The sequence below is a fragment of the Paractinoplanes deccanensis genome (assembly GCF_016862115.1).
GTDB classification, from domain to species: domain Bacteria; phylum Actinomycetota; class Actinomycetes; order Mycobacteriales; family Micromonosporaceae; genus Actinoplanes; species Actinoplanes deccanensis.
In genome coordinates this window covers 1-18,039 of record NZ_BOMI01000136.1, presented here as the reverse complement: position 1 = coordinate 18,039, position 18,039 = coordinate 1, and the positions used below count along the sequence as shown (strand labels likewise).

The following is an 18,039-nucleotide window of genomic DNA, read 5'->3' as shown; positions in this document are numbered from 1 at the left end:
AGGGGTTGGAGGGGTTGGACGGGTTGGACGGGTTGGACGGGTTGGACGGGTTGGACGGGTTGGACGGGTTGGACGGGTTGGACGGATTGGACGGATTGGACGGATTGGACGGATTGGACGGATTGGACGGGTTGCGGGCGATCCCGGCGGCGCGGGCGCGGCTGGATGCTGAGGAGCTGGCGCTTATCGATCGGGCGCGGCGGGCGGGGGCTACCTGGTCGGACATTGCCGCGGCGCTGGGGCTGAGCAGCCGTCAGGCGGCTGAGCAGCGGCGACTTCGGCTGGCTGCGGCGGCGGGGCGGCCGGCGGGGCCGGAGGAGTTCGGGGATCGGGTGGCTGAGCTGCGCAAAGCCGCGCTGGAGGTGCACCGCCGGGCCGGCGCGGATCGGCGGTGGGATCGGCGGTTCACTCGGGCCGCCCTGGTGCGCGAGACCTTGGCGACCGCCGCCGACGCGCCCGGTGGGGCGCTGTATGCGCTGGTGGAAGCGGCGGTCGGTGACCTTTCCGAGGCGGCCGCGTCGATGCCGGGGCCGACACGTGCGGCGATCGCCCGGCTTCGCGAAGCGCTGGAGGCCGCCACGCCGCAGACTTGACACATTGACGCTCAACTCTTGAGGATGTGAGTCCGTCCGACTCACCCCTCGGGGGCCTCATGCGCCGCAACGCGTTCCTGCTCGTCCTGATCTCATTGCTGTCCGGCTTCGGCAGCACGGCGATGACCCTCGCCGCCGGCCTCTGGGTCCTCGACCTGACCGGCTCGGTGAGCCTCGCCGCGCTGACCGCCGTCTGCCTTTATCTGCCGACCTTCGCCGGGCCGTGGCTGGGCGGTCTGGTCGACCGCCTGCCACGCCGGCCGTTGCTGATCGTTGCCGACCTGGCGCTGGGCGCGATCCTGCTGACACTGCTCACCGTTCACTCCGCCGCGGGCGTCTGGCTGATCTTCGCGGTCCTGCTGGTGCGCGGTGTGAGCTACGTGGTGATCGACGCCGGCGAGACCGCGATCCTGCCGTCCGCCCTTCCGATGTCGATGCTGGGCGACGTCAACGGCTGGCGGTCCAGCGCCCAGGAGGGCATGAAGCTGGTCGCCCCGCTGGCCGGCGCCGGCCTCTACGCGTGGCGCGGCGCCGTCCCGGTGATCCTGCTGAGCGCCGCAATGCCGCTGTTCACGGCCGCCTGCTACGCCGCCCTCCGCGTCGGCCGCCCCACCGCGACACCCGACCGGCCCGGCGACTCGGGCGGCGGCCCGCGTGAGGCGCATGGTCGCCCGGGCAACTCGGGCGGCGGCTTGCACGCGGCGAATGGCCGGCCAGGTAAGTCGGGCGGTGGCGCGCGTGAGGCACGTGGCCGGCCCGGCGACTCGAGCGGCGGCCTGCCTGGGGCGGATGGCAGGCCCGGCGACTCGCGGGGTGGCCTGCGTGGGGCGGATGGCAGGTCCGGCGACTCGCGGGCTGGCCTGCGTGAGGGGCTTCGGGCGTTGTTCGGGATCGCGGCCGTCCGGACGCCGGTGGTCGTGGCCGCCGTCGCCATCGGGATGTCGGGGCTCTGCAACGCCGCCGTGCTGGCGCATCTGGTGCACGACCTCGGGCTGCCCTCGACGCGCCTCGGGTTTCTCGCCACGGCTCAGGGTGCCGGTTCGATCGCGGGCGGGCTGGTCGTCGGGCGCGTCCTGGCCCGGAGCAGCCCGGTGCGGGTCGCGGCGCTCGGTGCCGTGGTCTTCGCCGGCGGGTGTCTTTCGTGGGCGCTGCCCTGGTGGCCCGCGATGATCGCCGGCAGCGTGCTGGTCGGCGTCGGGTTGCCGTGGGCGCTGATCGCCGGGATCACCGCCGTGCAGACCCGCACGCCGGAGCACCTGCTGGGCCGGGTCGGCGCGACCGCGAACACGGTGATGTTCGGGCCGGTCGCGCTCGGGATCCCGGCCGGCTCGGTCCTCGTTCACGTCGGTGCCGTCGTACCGCTGATCGTCTCTGCTGTCCTGTGTGCCGCGACCGCGATCGTCGCCGTGCGGGCAGCCGCCGCGGACCGGTCCCGAGTGCCGGTCCGGTGACCGGGCGGAGATCAGCGCGGGGCGTGGGCCGCGAGGAACGCCTTCGCTATGGCCGACGAGAGGTCCGCCGGGTTCGTCGCCGCGAAGGCCTTGCCGCCCGTGGCGTTGGACATGTCGTTCAGGGCCTTCATGTCGACGTCCGGGCCGTAGCCGACCGCGAGGACCGGGACGGGACGGTTGGGGTCCTGGCCGGCCGTCAGCTTCTGCATGAACTCGGCCTGGGTCATCGTGAACGTCGACTCGCCGTCGACGCCGTCGGTCAGCACGACCACCAGCGTGACCGCGCCCTGCTGCACCTTCGGGCGCATCTCGTCGACGCCGTCGAGGACCGACTGGTAGAGCGGCGTACCGGAGTTGTCCGCGGCCTTGTAGCCGGCCATCGCCGCACCCAGCGCCTCACGCCGGGTCTTGCCCTTGACGGCGCCGGTGATCGGGCCGAAGGAGACCGCCTCGACGTGCGCGGGGCTGGCCGGCGTGGGCTGGCCGAAGAACCACATGCCGACGCTGGTGTCCTCGGCGAAGAGCTCGGCGGCGATCCCGCCGGACTGCCTCAGCAGCGCGGCCCGGGTGGTCGTGCGGCCGCCCGGAGCGGTGATCTTCTGGTTCATCGAGCCGGACGCGTCGATCAGCAGCAGCACCTGCGTGGTCAGGTTCTTGTAGCCGGCCCACATCGTCGAGGAGGCGAGCAGCTCCTGCGGCTCGGCGATGACCGGCATCGCGTTCGGCGTCGGGCTGGTGCGGAAGCCGGCGCCGGTCAGCGACGTCTTGGTGATCGCCGCGCGCAGCCGCTTGGTGAGCTCGGCGTCGCGGTTGTTGTGGGCGATCGCGAACGGGTAGTCGGCGTCGACCAGGCCGTCGACCGGGGGAGCGCCCTTGAGCTGCACGGTGTGCTTGCCGGCCTGGTACGCCTTGAGCTGCTGCTCGGTGGTCGGGAAGACGCCGATGCCCGCGGTGACGCTGTTGGTGTTCCAGTCCTCGGCGATGCGGGTCATCAGCTTCGCCGGGTTGGCGGCGGCGTCGGTGAGGCGGCTGCGCAGGGTCAGCGCTCGCAGTTGCGCGATGCCGGCGTCCGGCGTGGTGCGGGCCATGGCCCTGTTCACGGCGTACACGGAAAGCATGCCGACGGTCGTGGTCTGTGCGTCCGCCATGGTCACGGCGGGGATCTGACCGGCGGCGACACCGGCGGTCAGCTTGGCCCAGGAGGCCTGCCCGCCCTTGGCGATCTGATCGGCCAGGGTGCTGGGCGCGGCGAGGACGATCGGGCTGTGGGCGAGGGGCTCACCATCGATGTCGTACGCGGCCCCGCGCGTCCCGGCGAGATCGACCCACTTGCTGCTCGAGGGGATCCACACGTCGTACTTGACGGAGGAGGCGGCCGTGACCGACGGCTCCTCCGCGATGACCTCGATCGGCCCGCACTTGTCGGACGAGTCGTCGTCGAAGGTGCGCGCGGCGGCCTGGACCACCGGGGCGATCTCGGGCGCCGCGGCGACGACCAGGTCGGCGTCGGGGCACTGCGAGGCGGAGGCCGCCGGGGCCGGACCGGCCGTCGGTGCGGGCTCGCGGCTGTACATCCACCAGGTGGTGGCGCCGGCGACGGCGACCAGCATGAGGACGATGGCCGCGGCGAGCAGGAAGCGGCCGACTCCGCCGCCGTCCGGGGAACGATGCGAGTTCGGCTCGTCCATGGGCGGCTGATTACGCCGCGCAATATCCGACATCGCTCCCACCTCTCCCTCTCAAGGTCCACAACTGTTACCGATTGGCCGGTCGAGAGCGAATAGTAGTCACATATTCATCGTTGACAACGCCCGGCCCCGGATTGGCAACTTCCCGACAGCGCGGGCGGCGTCTAGCCCCTACCCTGCGGCCTCGCCACCGCCACCATGATCAATTCACCGTCTTCGCCCAGGCCGGCGGGCTCGCGAGCCCATCCTCCGTACACCCGGTCGACATCGAAACCGGCCGCTTCGACATCCGCACGAAGTTCCTCTTCGGACCGGAAGCGCAGCGTCGCCTCGCTGATCAGCTCATCACTCTCCGTAAATGCAAAGTGATGAACGAAGGAGATCGTTCCCTCGTTTTGCCCATTTACCTCCGTCCATGCCTCGACGACGGCGCCGTCCGGCAGGACGATGACCCGTCGGGAGTCGGCGGGGTTCCACCGCTCCCACTCGCGATATACGGGATCGCGGCTCTCAAAGATCAATCGACCGCCCGGAAGAAGCGACCGGCGCAGCGCGAGCAACGTCTGCGACCACTCCTGGTCACCGACGAGGAACTGCGCCACGTGACTGGTGAGCAGAGCGGCGTCGAACGACCGCTCCGGCAGCACCTCGGCCGACCCCTCGATCCAGCGCACCCGCTCGGCGCCCGGCTTGCGCCGCGCCGCGTCCAGCGAGGCCCGCGCCGGGTCCACCGCCGTCACCTCGTGGCCGCCCGCCGCCATCGCGATGGCGAGCCGCCCCGTACCGCACCCGAAGTCGAGGACCCGGGGCGCCGACCTCTCCGCCAGCACGGCCATGAAGAAGTCGTCGTCCCAGCCCCACACATGCTCGGCGTCGTAGACCGCGACCAGCCGAGGATCCCGGAACTCACCGTGCCACACAGCGACGATGCTAAATCCGCGCGCGGCGCCTTCCTATCGCTCGCGCGGGGTAGGGTCCGGCCCATGGACTGGCTGCCGCCCGAGCGCTACGCCGCCGAGCTCGACGCCGAGACCACCCGCTTCGCCGCGGCGGCCACGAGCCTGCCGGCGAACCGGACGGTGCCGACCTGCCCCGAGTGGACGGTCCGCGACCTGGTCACCCACGTCGGCACCGGTCACCGCTACGCCACACTGATCGTCGAGACCGATCAGGCGCAGCCGTACGCCCTGATCGACGCCCCGGATGACCAAGCCGCGTGGCGCGCCTGGCTGTCCGACGGCGCCCGGCAGCTGAACGAGGCTGTGCGCGAGAGAGGCTTCCACCAGCGGGTGTGGACGTGGCAGCCGCGGCACCTGGTGGCCGGCTTCTGGCTGCGCCCCATGGGTTCCACGATCTGATCGTCCACCGCTTCGTGTTGCGGCGCCGGCCCGCGAGCTGGTGTTGATCGTCAACCGGCGGTTGCCGTCGCCGGTCGTGCAGGGGGAGCGGGCCGTTTCGAAGGTCTGGCGCGAGCTCCCGCTTCGAGGCCCATCGCCCGCCGCCCAACTCAGGGCCCGCCCAACTCAGGGCCCGCCCAACTCAGGGCCCGCCCTCCCAGAGGGGGACCCCCATCCTCGAGAGCCATCATCCCGAAAATCCGCGGAGATCGTCCGGCGCCTGTGGACAACTCGGCGGTGAGCACGACGGCTGTGGAAAGCGGCGGCAGACACGTGGCCTTGCGCAGCGAGGCGGCGAACCCCGGCGGTCGTGCACGGAGCTGCCGCGAGCACGACAGTCGTGGACGACGGTGCTACAGCGGCCGTACCCCCGCAGGCAGCCGCTGGGTGGCGATGTGCTGCAACAGCGTGGTCCGCAACGCCTCGGCGGCGTGGGGCAGCACCGACCGCTTCCGGTGGGCCAGCGCGATCGTGCGCCGCATGCCCGGCGGGGCCAGCGGAGTGGCGCGCAGCAGCGGGCGGTTGGCCAGCACCATGCTGGGGACCAGGGCCACGCCGAGGCCCGCTTCGACGAAGGCCAGCACCGCGTCCATCTCGCCGCCCTCGACGGCGAACTTCGGGGTGAAGCCGGCCTTGCGGCACGCGTCCAGCGTCACGCCGCGGATGTCGTAGCCGGCCCGGAACATGACCAGCGGGGTGTGCTCCAGCTCGGAGAGGGCGATCTGCGCGTGGATGGTGGGTGCCGGGCGGTCGGCGACCGAGGCGACGACCAGGCTTTCGCGCAGGACGGGGGTGGCCGTCAGCGCCTCGTCGACGCCTTCTTCTGGCTGCACGATGAGCGCCAGGTCGAGCGTGTGGGCGTGCAGGTTCTCGATGAGGTCCTGCGAGCCGCCTTCGTTGACGTACAGCTGGATGTCGGGGTGATCGGCGCGGAAGGTGCCGAGCACCTGGGGGACCAGGGACGAGCAGAGGCTGGGGGTGGCGCCCAGGCGCACCTCACCGCGGCGCAGGCCGACGATGTCCGACACCGCCTCCTGAGCGGCGTCGGCGTCGGAGACCATGCGCTGGGCGAGGGGCAGCAGGGTGTGGCCGGCGGCGGTGAGGGTGACCGCGCCGCGGATGCGTTCGAAGAGCGGCGCGCCGAGGGTCTGTTCGAGCGTGTGAATTTGCTTACTGAGAGTCGGCTGGGAGACGCCCAGATTGTCCGCCGCTTGGGTGAAATGCCGCGTTTGTTCGACTGCTAGGAAGTATCGAAGCTGCTGCAGCTGCACGTCCATAGCCTATCTCTATGATGACTGCCTGGATCATGCATTAGACGAATCGCGCCGGGATTCCTACCTTCCAAGGTGTGGCGGTAGATACGACTACGACCCGGAAGGCGGCGGTCACCAAGACCCCCGCCCCGGCCGAAAAAGCACGGCGGCGCTCGTCGGTCGCCCTCAAGCTTCTGATGGCGGTGACCGGCATCCTGCTGGTCCTGTTCCTCTTCGTGCACATGATCGGCAACCTGAAGATCTTCTTCGGCGCGGAGACCTTCGACCACTACGCGCACTGGCTGCGGACCATCGGCTCGCCGCTGCTGCCGGACGGCTGGTACCTGTGGATCCAGCGCGGCGTGCTGACCTTCGCGGTCGTCGGGCACATCGTGGCGGCCACCATCCTGGCCAAGCGCGCCCGGCAGGCCCGTCCGGTCAAGTACGCGCACCGGCCCAAGGTGCAGGCCAGCTACGCGGCCCGCACGATGCGCTGGGGTGGTGTGATCATCCTGCTCTTCGTGATCTACCACATCCTGGACCTGACCACGCTGAACCTGAACCCGCACGGCGTGCACGGCGAGGTGTACCGCAACGTGGCCGAGGACTTCGCGCCGTCGCGCTGGTACGTGACCCTGTTCTACACGCTGTCGATCGTGGCCGTCGGCTTCCACCTGCGGCACGGGCTCTGGAGCGCCGTACGCACGCTGGGCCAGCAGACCGCGAAGGGTGAGTGGATCGCCCGGGTGAGCGCCCTGGTGATCTCGGTGGTGCTGGTCGTCGGCTACCTGTCGGTGCCGTTCGCCGTGTTGGCCGGATTGGTGGATTGATCATGACTGAGTTCTGGACCGAGGGCGACCCGATCGCCGACACCGCCGCGCCGGACGGGCCCATCGAGACCCGCTGGGAGCGCCGCAAGTTCTCCGCCAAGCTGGTCAACCCGGCCAACCGCCGCAAGCTCACCGTGATCGTGGTCGGCACCGGCCTGGCCGGCGGCTCCGCGGCCGCGACGCTCGCCGAGGCCGGCTACCACGTCAAGTCGTACTGCTACCAGGACAGCCCGCGCCGGGCGCACTCGATCGCCGCGCAGGGTGGCATCAACGCCGCCAAGAACTACCGCAACGACGGCGACTCGATCTACCGCCTCTTCTACGACACGGTCAAGGGCGGCGACTTCCGCGCCCGCGAGTCCAACGTGTACCGGCTGGCCAGCGTGTCGGTGAACATCATCGACCAGTGCGTGGCCCAGGGCGTCCCGTTCGCCCGCGAGTACGGCGGCCTGCTGGACAACCGCTCGTTCGGCGGCACCCAGGTGTCCCGCACGTTCTACGCCCGGGGCCAAACGGGCCAGCAGCTGCTGCTCGGCGCGTACCAGGCGATGGAGCGCCAGATCGGCCTCGGCAACATCGAGATGAACGCCCGGCACGAGATGCTCGAGCTGATCATCGTGGACGGCAAGGCCCGCGGCATCGTCGTGCGCGACATGATCACCGGCGAGATCACCACCGAGATGGCGGACGCCGTCGTGCTCGCCTCCGGCGGCTACGGCAACGTCTTCTTCCTCTCCACCAACGCCAAGGGCTGCAACGTCACGGCGTCGTGGCGCGCGCACCGCAAGGGTGCGCTGTTCGCGAACCCCTGCTACACGCAGATCCACCCCACGTGCATTCCCGAGTCCGGTACGCACCAGAGCAAGCTCACCCTGATGAGCGAGTCGCTGCGCAACGACGGCCGCGTGTGGGTGCCCAAGCGCGCCGAGGACTGCAAGAAGCCCGCCGGCGAGATCGCCGAGGAGGACCGCGACTACTACCTGGAGCGGATCTACCCGTCCTTCGGCAACCTGGTCCCGCGAGACATCGCGTCCCGCGCGGCCAAGAACGTCTGCGACGAGGGCCGCGGCGTCGGCCCCGGCGGCCTCGGCGTCTACCTCGACTTCGCGGACGCCATCAAGCGGCTGGGCCGCAAGGCGGTCGAGGCCAAGTACGGCAACCTCTTCGAGATGTACCAGCGGATCACCGGCGAGGACCCGTACGAGACGCCGATGCGCATCTACCCCGCGGTGCACTACACGATGGGCGGCCTCTGGGTCGACTACGACCTCCAGTCGACGATCCCCGGCCTCTTCGTCGTCGGCGAGGCGAACTTCTCCGACCACGGTGCCAACCGCCTCGGCGCGTCCGCGCTGATGCAGGGCCTGGGCGACGGCTACTTCGTGCTGCCGACCACGCTCGGCAACTACCTGGCCGCGGGCCCGTTCGAGAAGGTCGCGCCGGACCACGAGGCGGTCGTCGAGGCGCGCAAGGCCGTCGAGGACCGCATCGCGAAGTTCCTGTCGATCAACGGGGACCGCACCGTGGACTCGTTCCACCGCGAGCTCGGCCACATCATGTGGGAGTACTGCGGCATGGAGCGCACCGAGGAGGGCCTGACCAAGGCCATCGGCCTCATCCGCAGCCTGCGCGAGGAGTTCTGGACCCGGGTGAAGGTGCCCGGCCACGGCGAGCAGCTCAACCAGAACCTGGAGAAGGCCGGCCGGGTCGCCGACTTCTTCGAGCTCGCCGAGCTCATGTGCATCGACGCGCTGCACCGCCGCGAGTCCTGCGGCGGTCACTTCCGCGCCGAGTCGCAGACCCCCGACGGCGAGGCGCTGCGCCACGACGACCAGTTCAGCTACGTCGCTGCCTGGGAGTACGCCACCGGCGAGGCCGCCAAGCCGATCCTGCACAAGGAACAGCTCGAATTCGAGTACGTCCACCCGAGCACGCGGAGCTACAAGTAATGGACATCAAGGTCAGGGTGTGGCGGCAGCCTTCTTCCAGCGAAGGCGGGCAGATGGTCACGTACGACGTGAAGGACATCTCGCCCGACGCCAGCTTCCTCGAGATGCTGGACGTGCTGAACGAGAAGCTGATCCTCGACGGCGACGACCCCATCGCGTTCGACCACGACTGCCGCGAGGGCATCTGCGGCATGTGCAGCATGGTCATCGACGGCGTGGCGCACGGCCCCGAGAAGGCCACCACCACGTGCCAGCTGCACATGCGGCATTTCTCCGACGGCGACGTGATCGACGTGGAGCCGTGGCGCGCCGCCGCGTTCCCCGTCATCAAGGACCTGGTCGTCGACCGTACGGCCTTCGACAAGATCATCCAGGCCGGCGGCTACATCACCGCCCCCACCGGCGCCGCCCCCGAGGCGCACGCCACCCCGGTGCCCAAGAAGGACGCCGACCTGGCGTTCGAGGCGGCCACCTGCATCGGCTGCGGCGCCTGCGTCGCGGCCTGCCCGAACGGCTCGTCGATGCTGTTCACCGCGGCCAAGGTCGCCCACCTGGGCCTCATGCCGCAGGGCCAGCCGGAACGCGACACCCGCGTCATCGACATGCTCCAGGCGCAGGACGACGCCGGCTTCGGCGGCTGCACCAACATGGGCGAGTGCGCCCAGGTCTGCCCGAAGGGCATCCCGCTTCACCTGATCGGGCGCCTGAACAGCGACTACCGCAAGGCCCTGCGCAACAAGGGCTGAGCGAAGGCTGATCTCCGAGGCCGGGCACAACGGCGTGCCCGGCCTTCGGCATGTCCGCGGTGGATATACGCGGTGAGCGACTCGATCGCCTTGTCGCCGGGAACCTTGCCGAACCACGCCGCCGCGAAGCCCGGCACCAGCGTGGAGAGCATCGAGGCCACCAGGAGCGGAGACCTGGGCAGCCGCATCGGCTGCGTTCCGGGCTCGCCGGATGACGTCGCCGCGTACCTGCCGCTGATCGGCGCCTGAAGCTCGCGGGCCGTCCGCCTGTCTCCCGGCGGCCTGCTCTCCGCCTCGGGCGGATCGTCCGGCTTCGCGAATGGTGAATGTGGATCTCCTTGCCGAGATCGACTGGCGAAATTTGTCGTACGTGTGTTCGGAGATGCTCTCGTGTTGGCAGACGTGCGGCAGGTGGCCGAGGACGCGGTGAAGCTCGCTGACGCGCCGTTATGGGCGTTGTCCGACGAGGAGCTGACCACGTGCCTGCGGGCGGCGCACCACGTCGAGCAGGTGGCCGCGGTGATGAAGGCGCGGCTGGTCCAGCAGGCCGAGTCGCGAGGGCTGCTGGCCGCACAGGGGCATCGCAGCACCACAGGCTGGCTGCGCTCGCGACTGCTGCTCGATGCCGCGCCGGCCCGGGAGCTGGCCGACCGGGCGGTGGCGTTGCGCGACCATCCTGATGTGGCGCAGGCGGTGCTCGACGGCCACAGCGACATCCGCCAGGCGGCAGCGATCACGGCCACGGTCGGCGCGGTCACGGCCGGGCTGGCCGACTTCGACGACCTCGACCCGGTCGCGGCCGATGACATCGTCCGCCGGGCGGAGGCGACGCTGGTCGAGATGGCCGGCCGGTTGACGGCGGTGCAGCTGCGACGCGTCGGCGAGCGGATCCTGGCTTACGTCGCCCCGCCTCTGGCGGAGCGGGCCGAGGAGGCCGCGCTGTCCCGGCAGGCGGCCCGCGCGCACCGTGCTCGCGGGTTCACGTTGTCCGCTCCGGTGGATGGCGTGGTTCATCTGAGCGGCCGATTGGGTGTCGAGGACGCGGCGATCGTGCAGGCCGCGCTGCATCCGCTGTGCTCGCCTGCCCCCGACGACAAGCGGACGGCGGCGCAGCAGCGCGCTGACGCCCTCGTCGACGTCTGCCGCCTGGCGCTGCGCACCGGTGAGCTGCCCGAGGACGGCGGCGAACCCGCCCAGCTCGCCGTCACCGTCGGATACGACCCGCTCACCCACGCCCTCGGCGCCGCGACCACCGACACCGGCGCCCGCCTGTCGGCCGCCGTCGCACGCCGCATGGCCTGCGACGCGCGGATCCTGCCGGTCGTGCTCGGCGGCTCCGGGCAGGTCCTCGACGTCGGCCGGTCCCGCCGGCTGGCCACCGGCCCGCTGCGCCGCGCCCTGCACATCCGCGACGGCGGCTGCGCCTTCCCCGACTGCGACCGGCCGCCCCGCTGGACCGACGGGCACCACATCACCGGCTGGACGAGCGGCGGGCGCACCGCCCTGGACAACCCAAGGTCTCACTAGTTGGACAGCAGATCTAGCGGCGGGAAGCACCTAAAGTCCTCCGAGCGTCCAACGCGGATGGTGCGTGTCGCCTGCTCAGCAGGGGGCGCGACACACGCCATGTCATAGGTCCTAGAGGGGGACTGGAGGATGGTTCGGGCAGCAGCCTAACGGTCGCTCGTCATGCCTACGGGGATCGGCGGCCCGGGCCTGACCAGCCAGTCGGCGCGAACGTGGGTGGGGCCGCGCTCCGTCGCGCCCCAATGCCCGTCGACCGACAGCGCGTCGGTCGGGAACGGGGCGGCGGCGAGCGGGTTGTCGAACCGGGTGATCCGCGGGCGGTAGGGCCCACCCGGGAACCACTCGTGCACCGAGAACACCGCCGACACGTGTTCGCGCTTGGCTACGCGCCGGTCCCCCCACCTTCCGAAAAAGCCGTCGCCTTTCCGCCGGCTCTCCAGAGTCGCGACGACTACTTCCTCCGACCCGACGAGCGCCTGGTGAACCTCGCCGACGTCGCACATCGGGTCGCGGACGCCGACGACGATGGCGAGCGGCTTGCCGCGCAAGTCGTACTTGGCCGCCTTCTCGTCGAGCCGCTCCCGGAGACGGAGGTTCGAGTCGACCCATCCGCCGACCGCCGCGCCCCCGAGCACGACGTTCCGGCTCTCGCCGACGACGGCGCCCGGGATCAGCGGCCAGAAGTCGACGACGATGTCGACCACCCTGGTCGAGTAGACCTTCTTCTGGATACCGAAGGCGTCGACGGGCAGAACCGACGGGTCCGACCGCAATTCGTCGATCGTCTCGCCGATCCACTTCGCCATATGCTTCACGCTCGGCGTGGCGTCCCAGCGGCGGACCTCGAACATCACAGAGTGGGTGCTGAGCCGCAGCCGCGCGTTAAGGGCGTCCTGCAGTTCCGCGTGCCGCCGCTCCTCGGCGTTCCAGTCGTTCCGCAGGAACAGCGTCACGACCTCCACGGCCGCCACGTACGAGCCGTCGTCCTGGTCATACAGGCGGAAGTCCGGGCGAGTGCCCTCACCCTCCTCGTAGTCCAGCCGGTAGCCCGAGAGCAGCAGGTCGTGCACCAGCAGCTCGTCGAGTGCCGTGAACAGCCGCTTCTCGTCGCTGCTGCGGAGGTTCGCCTTCATGCGGCCGTTGTCGTCCGGGAACCGCGAGTACAGGTCGTTGACGATGCGCCTGCCCTCGACCGCCTCCGGCCGCGTCAATTCCAAGAACCAGTTGACGCGGGGCTCCGTCCCGGCCAGTTGGGCGGTCCGGGCGACGGCAGGCTCGTCGAACACCAGTGCGGGCATGGCGCAAGAGGTTAGTCGACGCTTACGGGGTCGACCACCGCTTACCGCGCGGATCAGTCGTCGGCGGGGCTCCAGGCTGGTGCTCGGGCCCCGTCGGGGTCCAGAATGGGCCGGTCCTCCCTGATCCACGCCTCGACTGCGTGATCGGTGCGAGGTTGACGCGGAAGCACAAGCAACCCCACGTCTCACTAGTTAGAAATTGGCCCTGCCTGCAAACCGGGCGTGTCGCAATCAGGTATCCGACAAGGGCCGTCGCCGCCGTAAACCTAGAGACCACCTATGCAGGTAACTCTTCGTGGTTTGCCATGCAAAATGCCCGATCTTATCCGATGGCGTGGATGTCCACCGAATTCTGATCACATCGAACGCAACCTATAGTAGTCATGTAGTCGCGCTCGGCAATGACTTCTGAGACGGTGATCGCCGGATGGCCGGAAACACGCACAGAGAAAATTGCGCCAACGCCCAAAACCCCGGCTGTGTCTGCACAGGCTGTGGCGGCTCGCTGCATGGCTGGCAGGGTTGGACGGGACTTGCCTTTGACCCGCAGCGGGCTCGCGACGAGAAGCGGCGAAAATTAGAGCGGAAAGTCGAGCGTACCCGTCGCGGTGACCTCAGTTTCAATGCGCGTAACCGGCAAGCGTACATCGACCTTGCGCGCCTCGACATTGCTGACTCCATGTCAGCGCCTGGCCTACAAAGGGCGTCCAGGGGGGCACCGCTGCCGAAAATCGACGTTGCGGACGCCGGCGAGATTCGGTACGACGCGGAACGCGTGACTTTCCTCGGCCAGGAGATTATGGAGAAGACCTGGAAAGAAATCTCGGTGGAGATTGATGGCCTGGCGCAAAGTGAGCACAGATCCCGAGACATCAAAAAACAGCTCGCGGACCATGCGTGGTGTGGCCTATTGGTAGCGTTGATCCGATGGATCGAAAAGCTCGACGAGGCAGCCAAATTTCTCTCTGAACAAGGGAAGAATTTCGTTAAGATCCATCTCGCCACGCCTCTCACAGGACTGTCGAAAACCTTGGCGGATGCCGTTATCGACATTGTCGTTGACAAGGTTTGGACGGCGCTATCCAGACTCATTCAGGCGCATTTCCCGGTAGTAGGTGACGACACCTTGCGGGTCCTGCGAATATTAGCCCTGTTCGCTTGCCCATCCATCGAACAGCACCCAGACGTCTACAAATATGCCGCACGGCCACTGATGGGCGACGCGCAGAAGTTGATCTCCGAAGACGTTAGGGAAACGACCATCGCGCTATTCACATCTTGGTGGACAAGGCGCGCGCCCGAAGCTGCATGAAACACACTTCCGGTGTCGCATCCAGCTTTTTGAGTCGCACACGGGCAGGGGAGGTGAAACATGCCAAGGTCCCGAACGATGCTGAAAAGGGATGCGGCGTTCATCGTCCTGGGCATCGAGGCTTTGGCCATAGTTGGCGTGGTCTACTTCCTCGTGACGCTTGATTGGATGAGCGTCATCTGGTCACTTTCTATAGCAATCGCAATTCCGTCCTGGCTTCTTGCGGTGAAAGCGCCCACCTATTGTGGTGTCACGACACAAGCGGGTGGGAAATGTACTCGCCCCGTGAACGGTGTCATCTTCGGATGCGGCACTTCGGAGCATACTTGGGCGAAATTCTTCTCGCGCTTCGGATGGCGTAGACAGCCAGACCCCAACCGCGCTTCCGCGAAGGCTGGCCCAGCGGCACAGATGCCGCGGTTCGGCGGAGCGCCTACCGGCGATGCGGGCGTCGTGACAGTAAGAATCGCTGAAGAGGCGAAAAGCAAGGTCGCTTTCTGGATGGCGCTTACCGCAACGCTCTGTGCCTTGATAAGTGCGACCGTCGACGTAACAAGCGCCATTAATTGACTGAGAAAGACCTGAATGAAACTACCATTAGCTATTTGTATTGCGTTTAGCGTTTGGTCAACGAACCGGTGGATCCGACGACTTTGCCCGCGTCCTGCGATGGTCGCACCTCACGGGGTGCCTACGCGTGAGCGTCCGCAGGCCGCGTTCAGCGATCTGAAGGGAGTGGTCGCCGGCGGCGCTGCGGGTATCACTAAGTCATGGCGCCGACGCCCAAGATCGAGCCGAAAGCCCTTGTGGATGAGCGGATGGGCACTGTCTGTCGATCGTGTGAGCGGGTTTATGAAGGAACTGAGCATTCAGTCGATTCGTCACGGGGGACCTGGGATCGTGCCTACCGCAGGCGGTGCCATCGCCTCCTTGCTTGGCGTACGCGTTACGGTGCCACTGTGGAGTACTTCAGAGTGGACGGGACCTGGTGGCTGCCCGATGACCCGGGCGTAAGGACTGTCGGCACGTTGTCGCTCGGCGCAGACGAGCTATCACTCGACCTGGACGGCTCGATCGATCCAGGCGAGAGCCAAGACCAAGACCTCTTTGATTTGCCCGAATGGAGAACGACTCCGGTCATCCACGGCAAAGAGAGGGGTGGAGGTGACATCACTCTTCTATATGCGGACGGCGCAACTTTGCTGGCACCAACGCAACTAAGAGCGAATATCAAATTAGATTCGCATTAGCAGGGTGCCATGCTCGGGGCGATGAGTGCATGGAGGCGCGCTTCAGTTTCGACTGCCTCGAGGAGTGGGTCAGCCGCCTCCATTGACGGAGCGAAGAAGCAAAGCCGACCATCGCGATCGAGTTCGCAAGATTGTGGAGGCGGCCGAGATGGCGGGTGTCGCCAGGGAACATGTTTTGTGGGCCGAAAGAGTCCTGATGAGCAAGAACGATAGACCACTCCGAGATCAGATCAATGATCTGGTCGAATCGACGCCCGAAATCGGGCCTAAGATTGTCGAGGTCCTTCCCAATATTGGGGCCATTGCGGCTTCGGCAAGAACCGGAGTGGCTCACGGTGGAGCGGCTACTTCGCTTAGCCCTACCGGCATGCTCTGGATGCTTGAAGTCTTACGGTGGGTTGTCCGATGCCGGCTGTTGATCGAACTGTGTGTCGATCCGAAGGAGGCAGGCGGACGTGTCGCGAAACGAGCGGGCCTCTCACATGACCTTGAAAAACTGCGAAAGGCACTGACGCAGCCAGTGGGCCCGGAATATTGATCGCGCTACCCGACGGGTATGCGGGCGCAATCGTCTGGTGTCCTCGCAAGAAATAGGCAGTCATTCGGCCAGATCTGGTCGGTGGTCCTGGATCCACTTCTCGATGTCAGGGCGAACCAAATGTGGCCGGAGCTGAGGACAGCGATCGGCTCTGGGAAGTCCGGACGCTCGGCCACCTGAGACGCCCGCTGGCGGCTGCGATTGATGCGCTGCGGAGCTCGGCGGATCCGGCTCGGTCCCGACGGGCGACCCGACTTCATCCCGCCGCCCGACGTCGACCCGGCCCAGCATCCCCGCCGCGACCTCTACCACCTGCGCGTGTAGGCCGCCCGGCTCGCGCTGCGGCCGGCGGAGTGAGTCAGAGGGTGTCGGCGGCGGCCCGGACGAAGGCCCGAACCAGGGGCGTCTCGCCGGCGCTGCGCCAGACGGGGGCGTAGCGCAGGAGCGGGGCGTCGGTCAGCGGAAGGAAGGTGATGTCGCGGCGCAGCCGGGAGGTGGCCGAGTAGGACCCGATGGGGGAGATGACGCGGCCGGTGCTGATGGCCGTGAACGCCTCGGCGAGGGTGACCACGGTGACGCCGGGTCGCACCGGGCGGCCCTTCGGCGTCACGGCCGGAGTGTGCGCCTGCCACACGTAGTCCGGGATGGGGCCGTCCGGGTGGACGACCGGATAGTCGCCCAGATCCTCCAGCTCGGCGTGCTCCCGGCCGGCCAGCGGGTGACTGGGCGCGACGGCCAGCACGAGTGACTCGGCGAAGAGCTCGGGGCCCACGACCAGGTCGGGTTCGTGGATGGGCAGCCAGAGCAGCGCGACGTCGACGCGGCCGGCGCGCAGCGCGCTGATCGGGTCGGTGGGCAGGATCTCGCGGACGTGCAGCTCGCACTGCGGGTGGCGCTGGCGGAACAGGTCGAGGACGGCCGCGACCTCCTGCGGGTGGGTGTCGAACATGCCGACGGTCAGGCTGCCGGCCTGCCCGCGCGCGGCGGCGGTGGCCTCCTCGATGCCGGCCATGATCTCGGCGTAGCCCGCGGCCAGCCGGTCGCGCAGCCGCTCACCGAGCGGCGTGAGGCGCACGCTGCGGCTGGTCCGCTCGAACAGGGCGCCGCCGATCCGGCGCTCCTGCTGCTTGATCGACTGGCTGACGCGTGCCTGGGACACGCGCAGGCGCTCGGCCGTACGTCCGAAATGGAGCTCCTCGGCCAGCGCCAGGAAGATCTCGATGTCACGCAGCTCCACCAGCGAACGATAACCGGTGGCTTATCCGGCGGTTCGATCTTTCGCATTGTTCCGCGCCGATGACCCCGCGATCTTAGGAGCATGGACGAACTGCTGGCCGACATCGTGGCGGTGACGGGCGCCTCGCGGTGGCAAGCGGTGGCGCCGCGCGGCTTCGTAGCGGGCCGGGCCGGCCTGCGGCCCCTGCTGGTGCCGGCCGCCCGGGGCGCGGCCGAGCTGAGTCTGTACGTCGAGCCGGCGTGGCGGCGTCGCGGCATCGGCTCGCGGCTGCTGGCCGTCGCCCGCGACCGGGCCGCCGGCCTCCGACTGGTCGTGGACGTGCCGGCGGGCTCGCCGGGGGAGGCGTTCTGCCTGCGGCACGGCTTCCGCCGCACCGGTTCGCAACGCCGCGACCTGCTCACCTACTGCGACGTCCACCAGGCCTGGCTGGGCGAGCTGGTCGACTCGGAGCATCCCGGCTACCGCCTCGCGTACTGGACCGGCGACCTGCCGGACATCGCTCGCGTCGAGGATCTGCTCCGCGTCCCGAGCCGCCCCGGCAACGCCGTGCTCACCGCCGCGGACGCCGCCGGCGAGCTCGCCGCCTATGCCATGGCGGTCGTCGACACCCCGTTCCCGGGACCACGCGCCCGGCAGTACGGGCCCGCTGTGCTGCCCGGCCACCGCGGCCGGCGGCTCGGCCCCTGGGTCAACGCCGCCCTGATCCAGCGACTCCAGGAGGTTCACCCGCACATCACCGAGATCGAGACCACCGCTTCCCACGACGACGACGCCCGCCGGCACCTCGGTTTCCGGCCTTTCCGGCGGGCCCGCCTCTACGAGCTACCCGAGACGGAGAGCAGGCCATGACAAGACGAGACCTCTGCCTTCTCGCCGCGGGCCCCCTGTTCGAGCACGTCGCGGGCCGTGCGACGTCCCCAGTGAGAACGTCCCCAGTGACAACGTCCCCACCGAGATCGAGGAGTACCCA

The 18,039-nt window shown here is 68.7% G+C and carries 18 protein-coding genes; 13 read left to right on the top strand and 5 right to left on the bottom strand.

Annotation, left to right across the window (positions count from 1 at the left end; all coding sequences use genetic code 11):
* A partial coding sequence (locus tag Ade02nite_RS33650; RefSeq protein WP_307871243.1) for a hypothetical protein occupies positions 1–593 on the top strand: 593 nt, incomplete at its 5' end.
* A 59-nt stretch (positions 594–652) separates the two neighbouring features.
* Positions 653–2,044, top strand: coding sequence for an MFS transporter (locus Ade02nite_RS33645; protein ID WP_203772665.1), 1,392 nt, complete (start codon positions 653–655; stop codon positions 2,042–2,044).
* 11 nt (positions 2,045–2,055) lie between these two features.
* Here Ade02nite_RS33645 and Ade02nite_RS33640 read toward each other — a convergent pair whose 3' ends face one another.
* Positions 2,056–3,765 (bottom strand): substrate-binding domain-containing protein, encoded by a 1,710-nt coding sequence (locus Ade02nite_RS33640; RefSeq protein WP_203772661.1) that lies wholly within the window; start codon positions 3,763–3,765, stop codon positions 2,056–2,058.
* Positions 3,766–3,896: 131 nt separating this feature from the next.
* On the bottom strand, positions 3,897–4,568 hold the full coding sequence (locus Ade02nite_RS33635) for a class I SAM-dependent methyltransferase (protein ID WP_239169243.1): 672 nt from the start codon (positions 4,566–4,568) through the stop codon (positions 3,897–3,899).
* A 147-nt stretch (positions 4,569–4,715) separates the two neighbouring features.
* On the opposite strand from Ade02nite_RS33635, the gene Ade02nite_RS33630 reads away from it, so the two are divergent.
* The gene (locus Ade02nite_RS33630; RefSeq protein ID WP_203772657.1) at positions 4,716–5,090 is read left to right on the top strand and encodes a maleylpyruvate isomerase N-terminal domain-containing protein; all 375 of its coding nucleotides are present in this window, start codon (positions 4,716–4,718) and stop codon (positions 5,088–5,090) included.
* A 392-nt stretch (positions 5,091–5,482) separates the two neighbouring features.
* On the opposite strand, the gene Ade02nite_RS33625 is transcribed toward Ade02nite_RS33630, so the two are convergent.
* Positions 5,483–6,406, bottom strand: coding sequence for a LysR family transcriptional regulator (locus Ade02nite_RS33625; protein ID WP_203772655.1), 924 nt, complete (start codon positions 6,404–6,406; stop codon positions 5,483–5,485).
* 71 nt (positions 6,407–6,477) lie between these two features.
* On the opposite strand from Ade02nite_RS33625, the gene Ade02nite_RS33620 reads away from it, so the two are divergent.
* The 5 genes from Ade02nite_RS33620 (at position 6,478) to Ade02nite_RS33600 (ending at position 11,434) form a co-directional block, all read left to right on the top strand.
* A complete protein-coding gene (locus tag Ade02nite_RS33620; protein ID WP_275409964.1) occupies positions 6,478–7,212 on the top strand; it encodes a succinate dehydrogenase cytochrome b subunit in 735 nt (244 codons plus the stop codon).
* Positions 7,213–7,214: 2 nt separating this feature from the next.
* Entirely contained in the window at positions 7,215–9,161 is a 1,947-nt protein-coding gene (locus tag Ade02nite_RS33615; protein WP_203772653.1) for a fumarate reductase/succinate dehydrogenase flavoprotein subunit, read from the top strand.
* The gene (locus Ade02nite_RS33610) at positions 9,161–9,907 is read left to right on the top strand and encodes a succinate dehydrogenase/fumarate reductase iron-sulfur subunit (RefSeq protein ID WP_203772651.1); all 747 of its coding nucleotides are present in this window, start codon (positions 9,161–9,163) and stop codon (positions 9,905–9,907) included. The genes Ade02nite_RS33615 and Ade02nite_RS33610 overlap by 1 nt, the downstream gene beginning before the upstream one ends.
* A 72-nt stretch (positions 9,908–9,979) precedes the next feature.
* The gene (locus tag Ade02nite_RS33605; protein WP_203772649.1) at positions 9,980–10,156 is read left to right on the top strand and encodes a hypothetical protein; all 177 of its coding nucleotides are present in this window, start codon (positions 9,980–9,982) and stop codon (positions 10,154–10,156) included.
* A 141-nt stretch (positions 10,157–10,297) separates the two neighbouring features.
* A complete protein-coding gene (locus tag Ade02nite_RS33600; protein WP_203772647.1) occupies positions 10,298–11,434 on the top strand; it encodes an HNH endonuclease signature motif containing protein in 1,137 nt (378 codons plus the stop codon).
* 146 nt (positions 11,435–11,580) lie between these two features.
* Here the strand turns inward: Ade02nite_RS33600 and Ade02nite_RS33595 are convergent, their stop codons facing one another.
* Positions 11,581–12,732 (bottom strand): hypothetical protein, encoded by a 1,152-nt coding sequence (locus Ade02nite_RS33595; protein WP_203772645.1) that lies wholly within the window; start codon positions 12,730–12,732, stop codon positions 11,581–11,583.
* 427 nt (positions 12,733–13,159) lie between these two features.
* Here Ade02nite_RS33595 and Ade02nite_RS33590 point away from each other — a divergent pair, with 427 nt between their 5' ends.
* The 4 genes from Ade02nite_RS33590 to Ade02nite_RS50805 all read left to right on the top strand — a co-directional run bounded on the left by Ade02nite_RS33590 (position 13,160) and on the right by Ade02nite_RS50805 (position 15,832).
* Positions 13,160–14,044: a hypothetical protein gene (locus Ade02nite_RS33590; RefSeq protein WP_203772643.1), complete on the top strand. Its 885-nt coding sequence runs from the start codon at positions 13,160–13,162 to the stop codon at positions 14,042–14,044.
* A 78-nt stretch (positions 14,045–14,122) separates the two neighbouring features.
* Complete coding sequence (locus Ade02nite_RS33585) at positions 14,123–14,614, top strand: hypothetical protein (RefSeq protein WP_203772641.1); 492 nt, start codon at positions 14,123–14,125, stop codon at positions 14,612–14,614.
* Between the two features lie 389 nt (positions 14,615–15,003).
* A complete protein-coding gene (locus Ade02nite_RS33580; protein WP_203772638.1) occupies positions 15,004–15,294 on the top strand; it encodes an ApeA N-terminal domain 1-containing protein in 291 nt (96 codons plus the stop codon).
* A 25-nt stretch (positions 15,295–15,319) separates the two neighbouring features.
* Positions 15,320–15,832 (top strand): HEPN domain-containing protein, encoded by a 513-nt coding sequence (locus tag Ade02nite_RS50805; protein ID WP_369076677.1) that lies wholly within the window; start codon positions 15,320–15,322, stop codon positions 15,830–15,832.
* Positions 15,833–16,190: 358 nt separating this feature from the next.
* Here the strand turns inward: Ade02nite_RS50805 and Ade02nite_RS33575 are convergent, their stop codons facing one another.
* Positions 16,191–17,069, bottom strand: a complete 879-nt coding sequence (locus Ade02nite_RS33575; RefSeq protein ID WP_203772636.1) for a LysR family transcriptional regulator — start codon at positions 17,067–17,069, stop codon at positions 16,191–16,193.
* 81 nt (positions 17,070–17,150) lie between these two features.
* Between Ade02nite_RS33575 and Ade02nite_RS33570 the strand changes: the two genes are divergently transcribed.
* Positions 17,151–17,918 (top strand): GNAT family N-acetyltransferase, encoded by a 768-nt coding sequence (locus Ade02nite_RS33570; protein ID WP_203772634.1) that lies wholly within the window; start codon positions 17,151–17,153, stop codon positions 17,916–17,918.
* Positions 17,919–18,039: the final 121 nt, after the last annotated feature.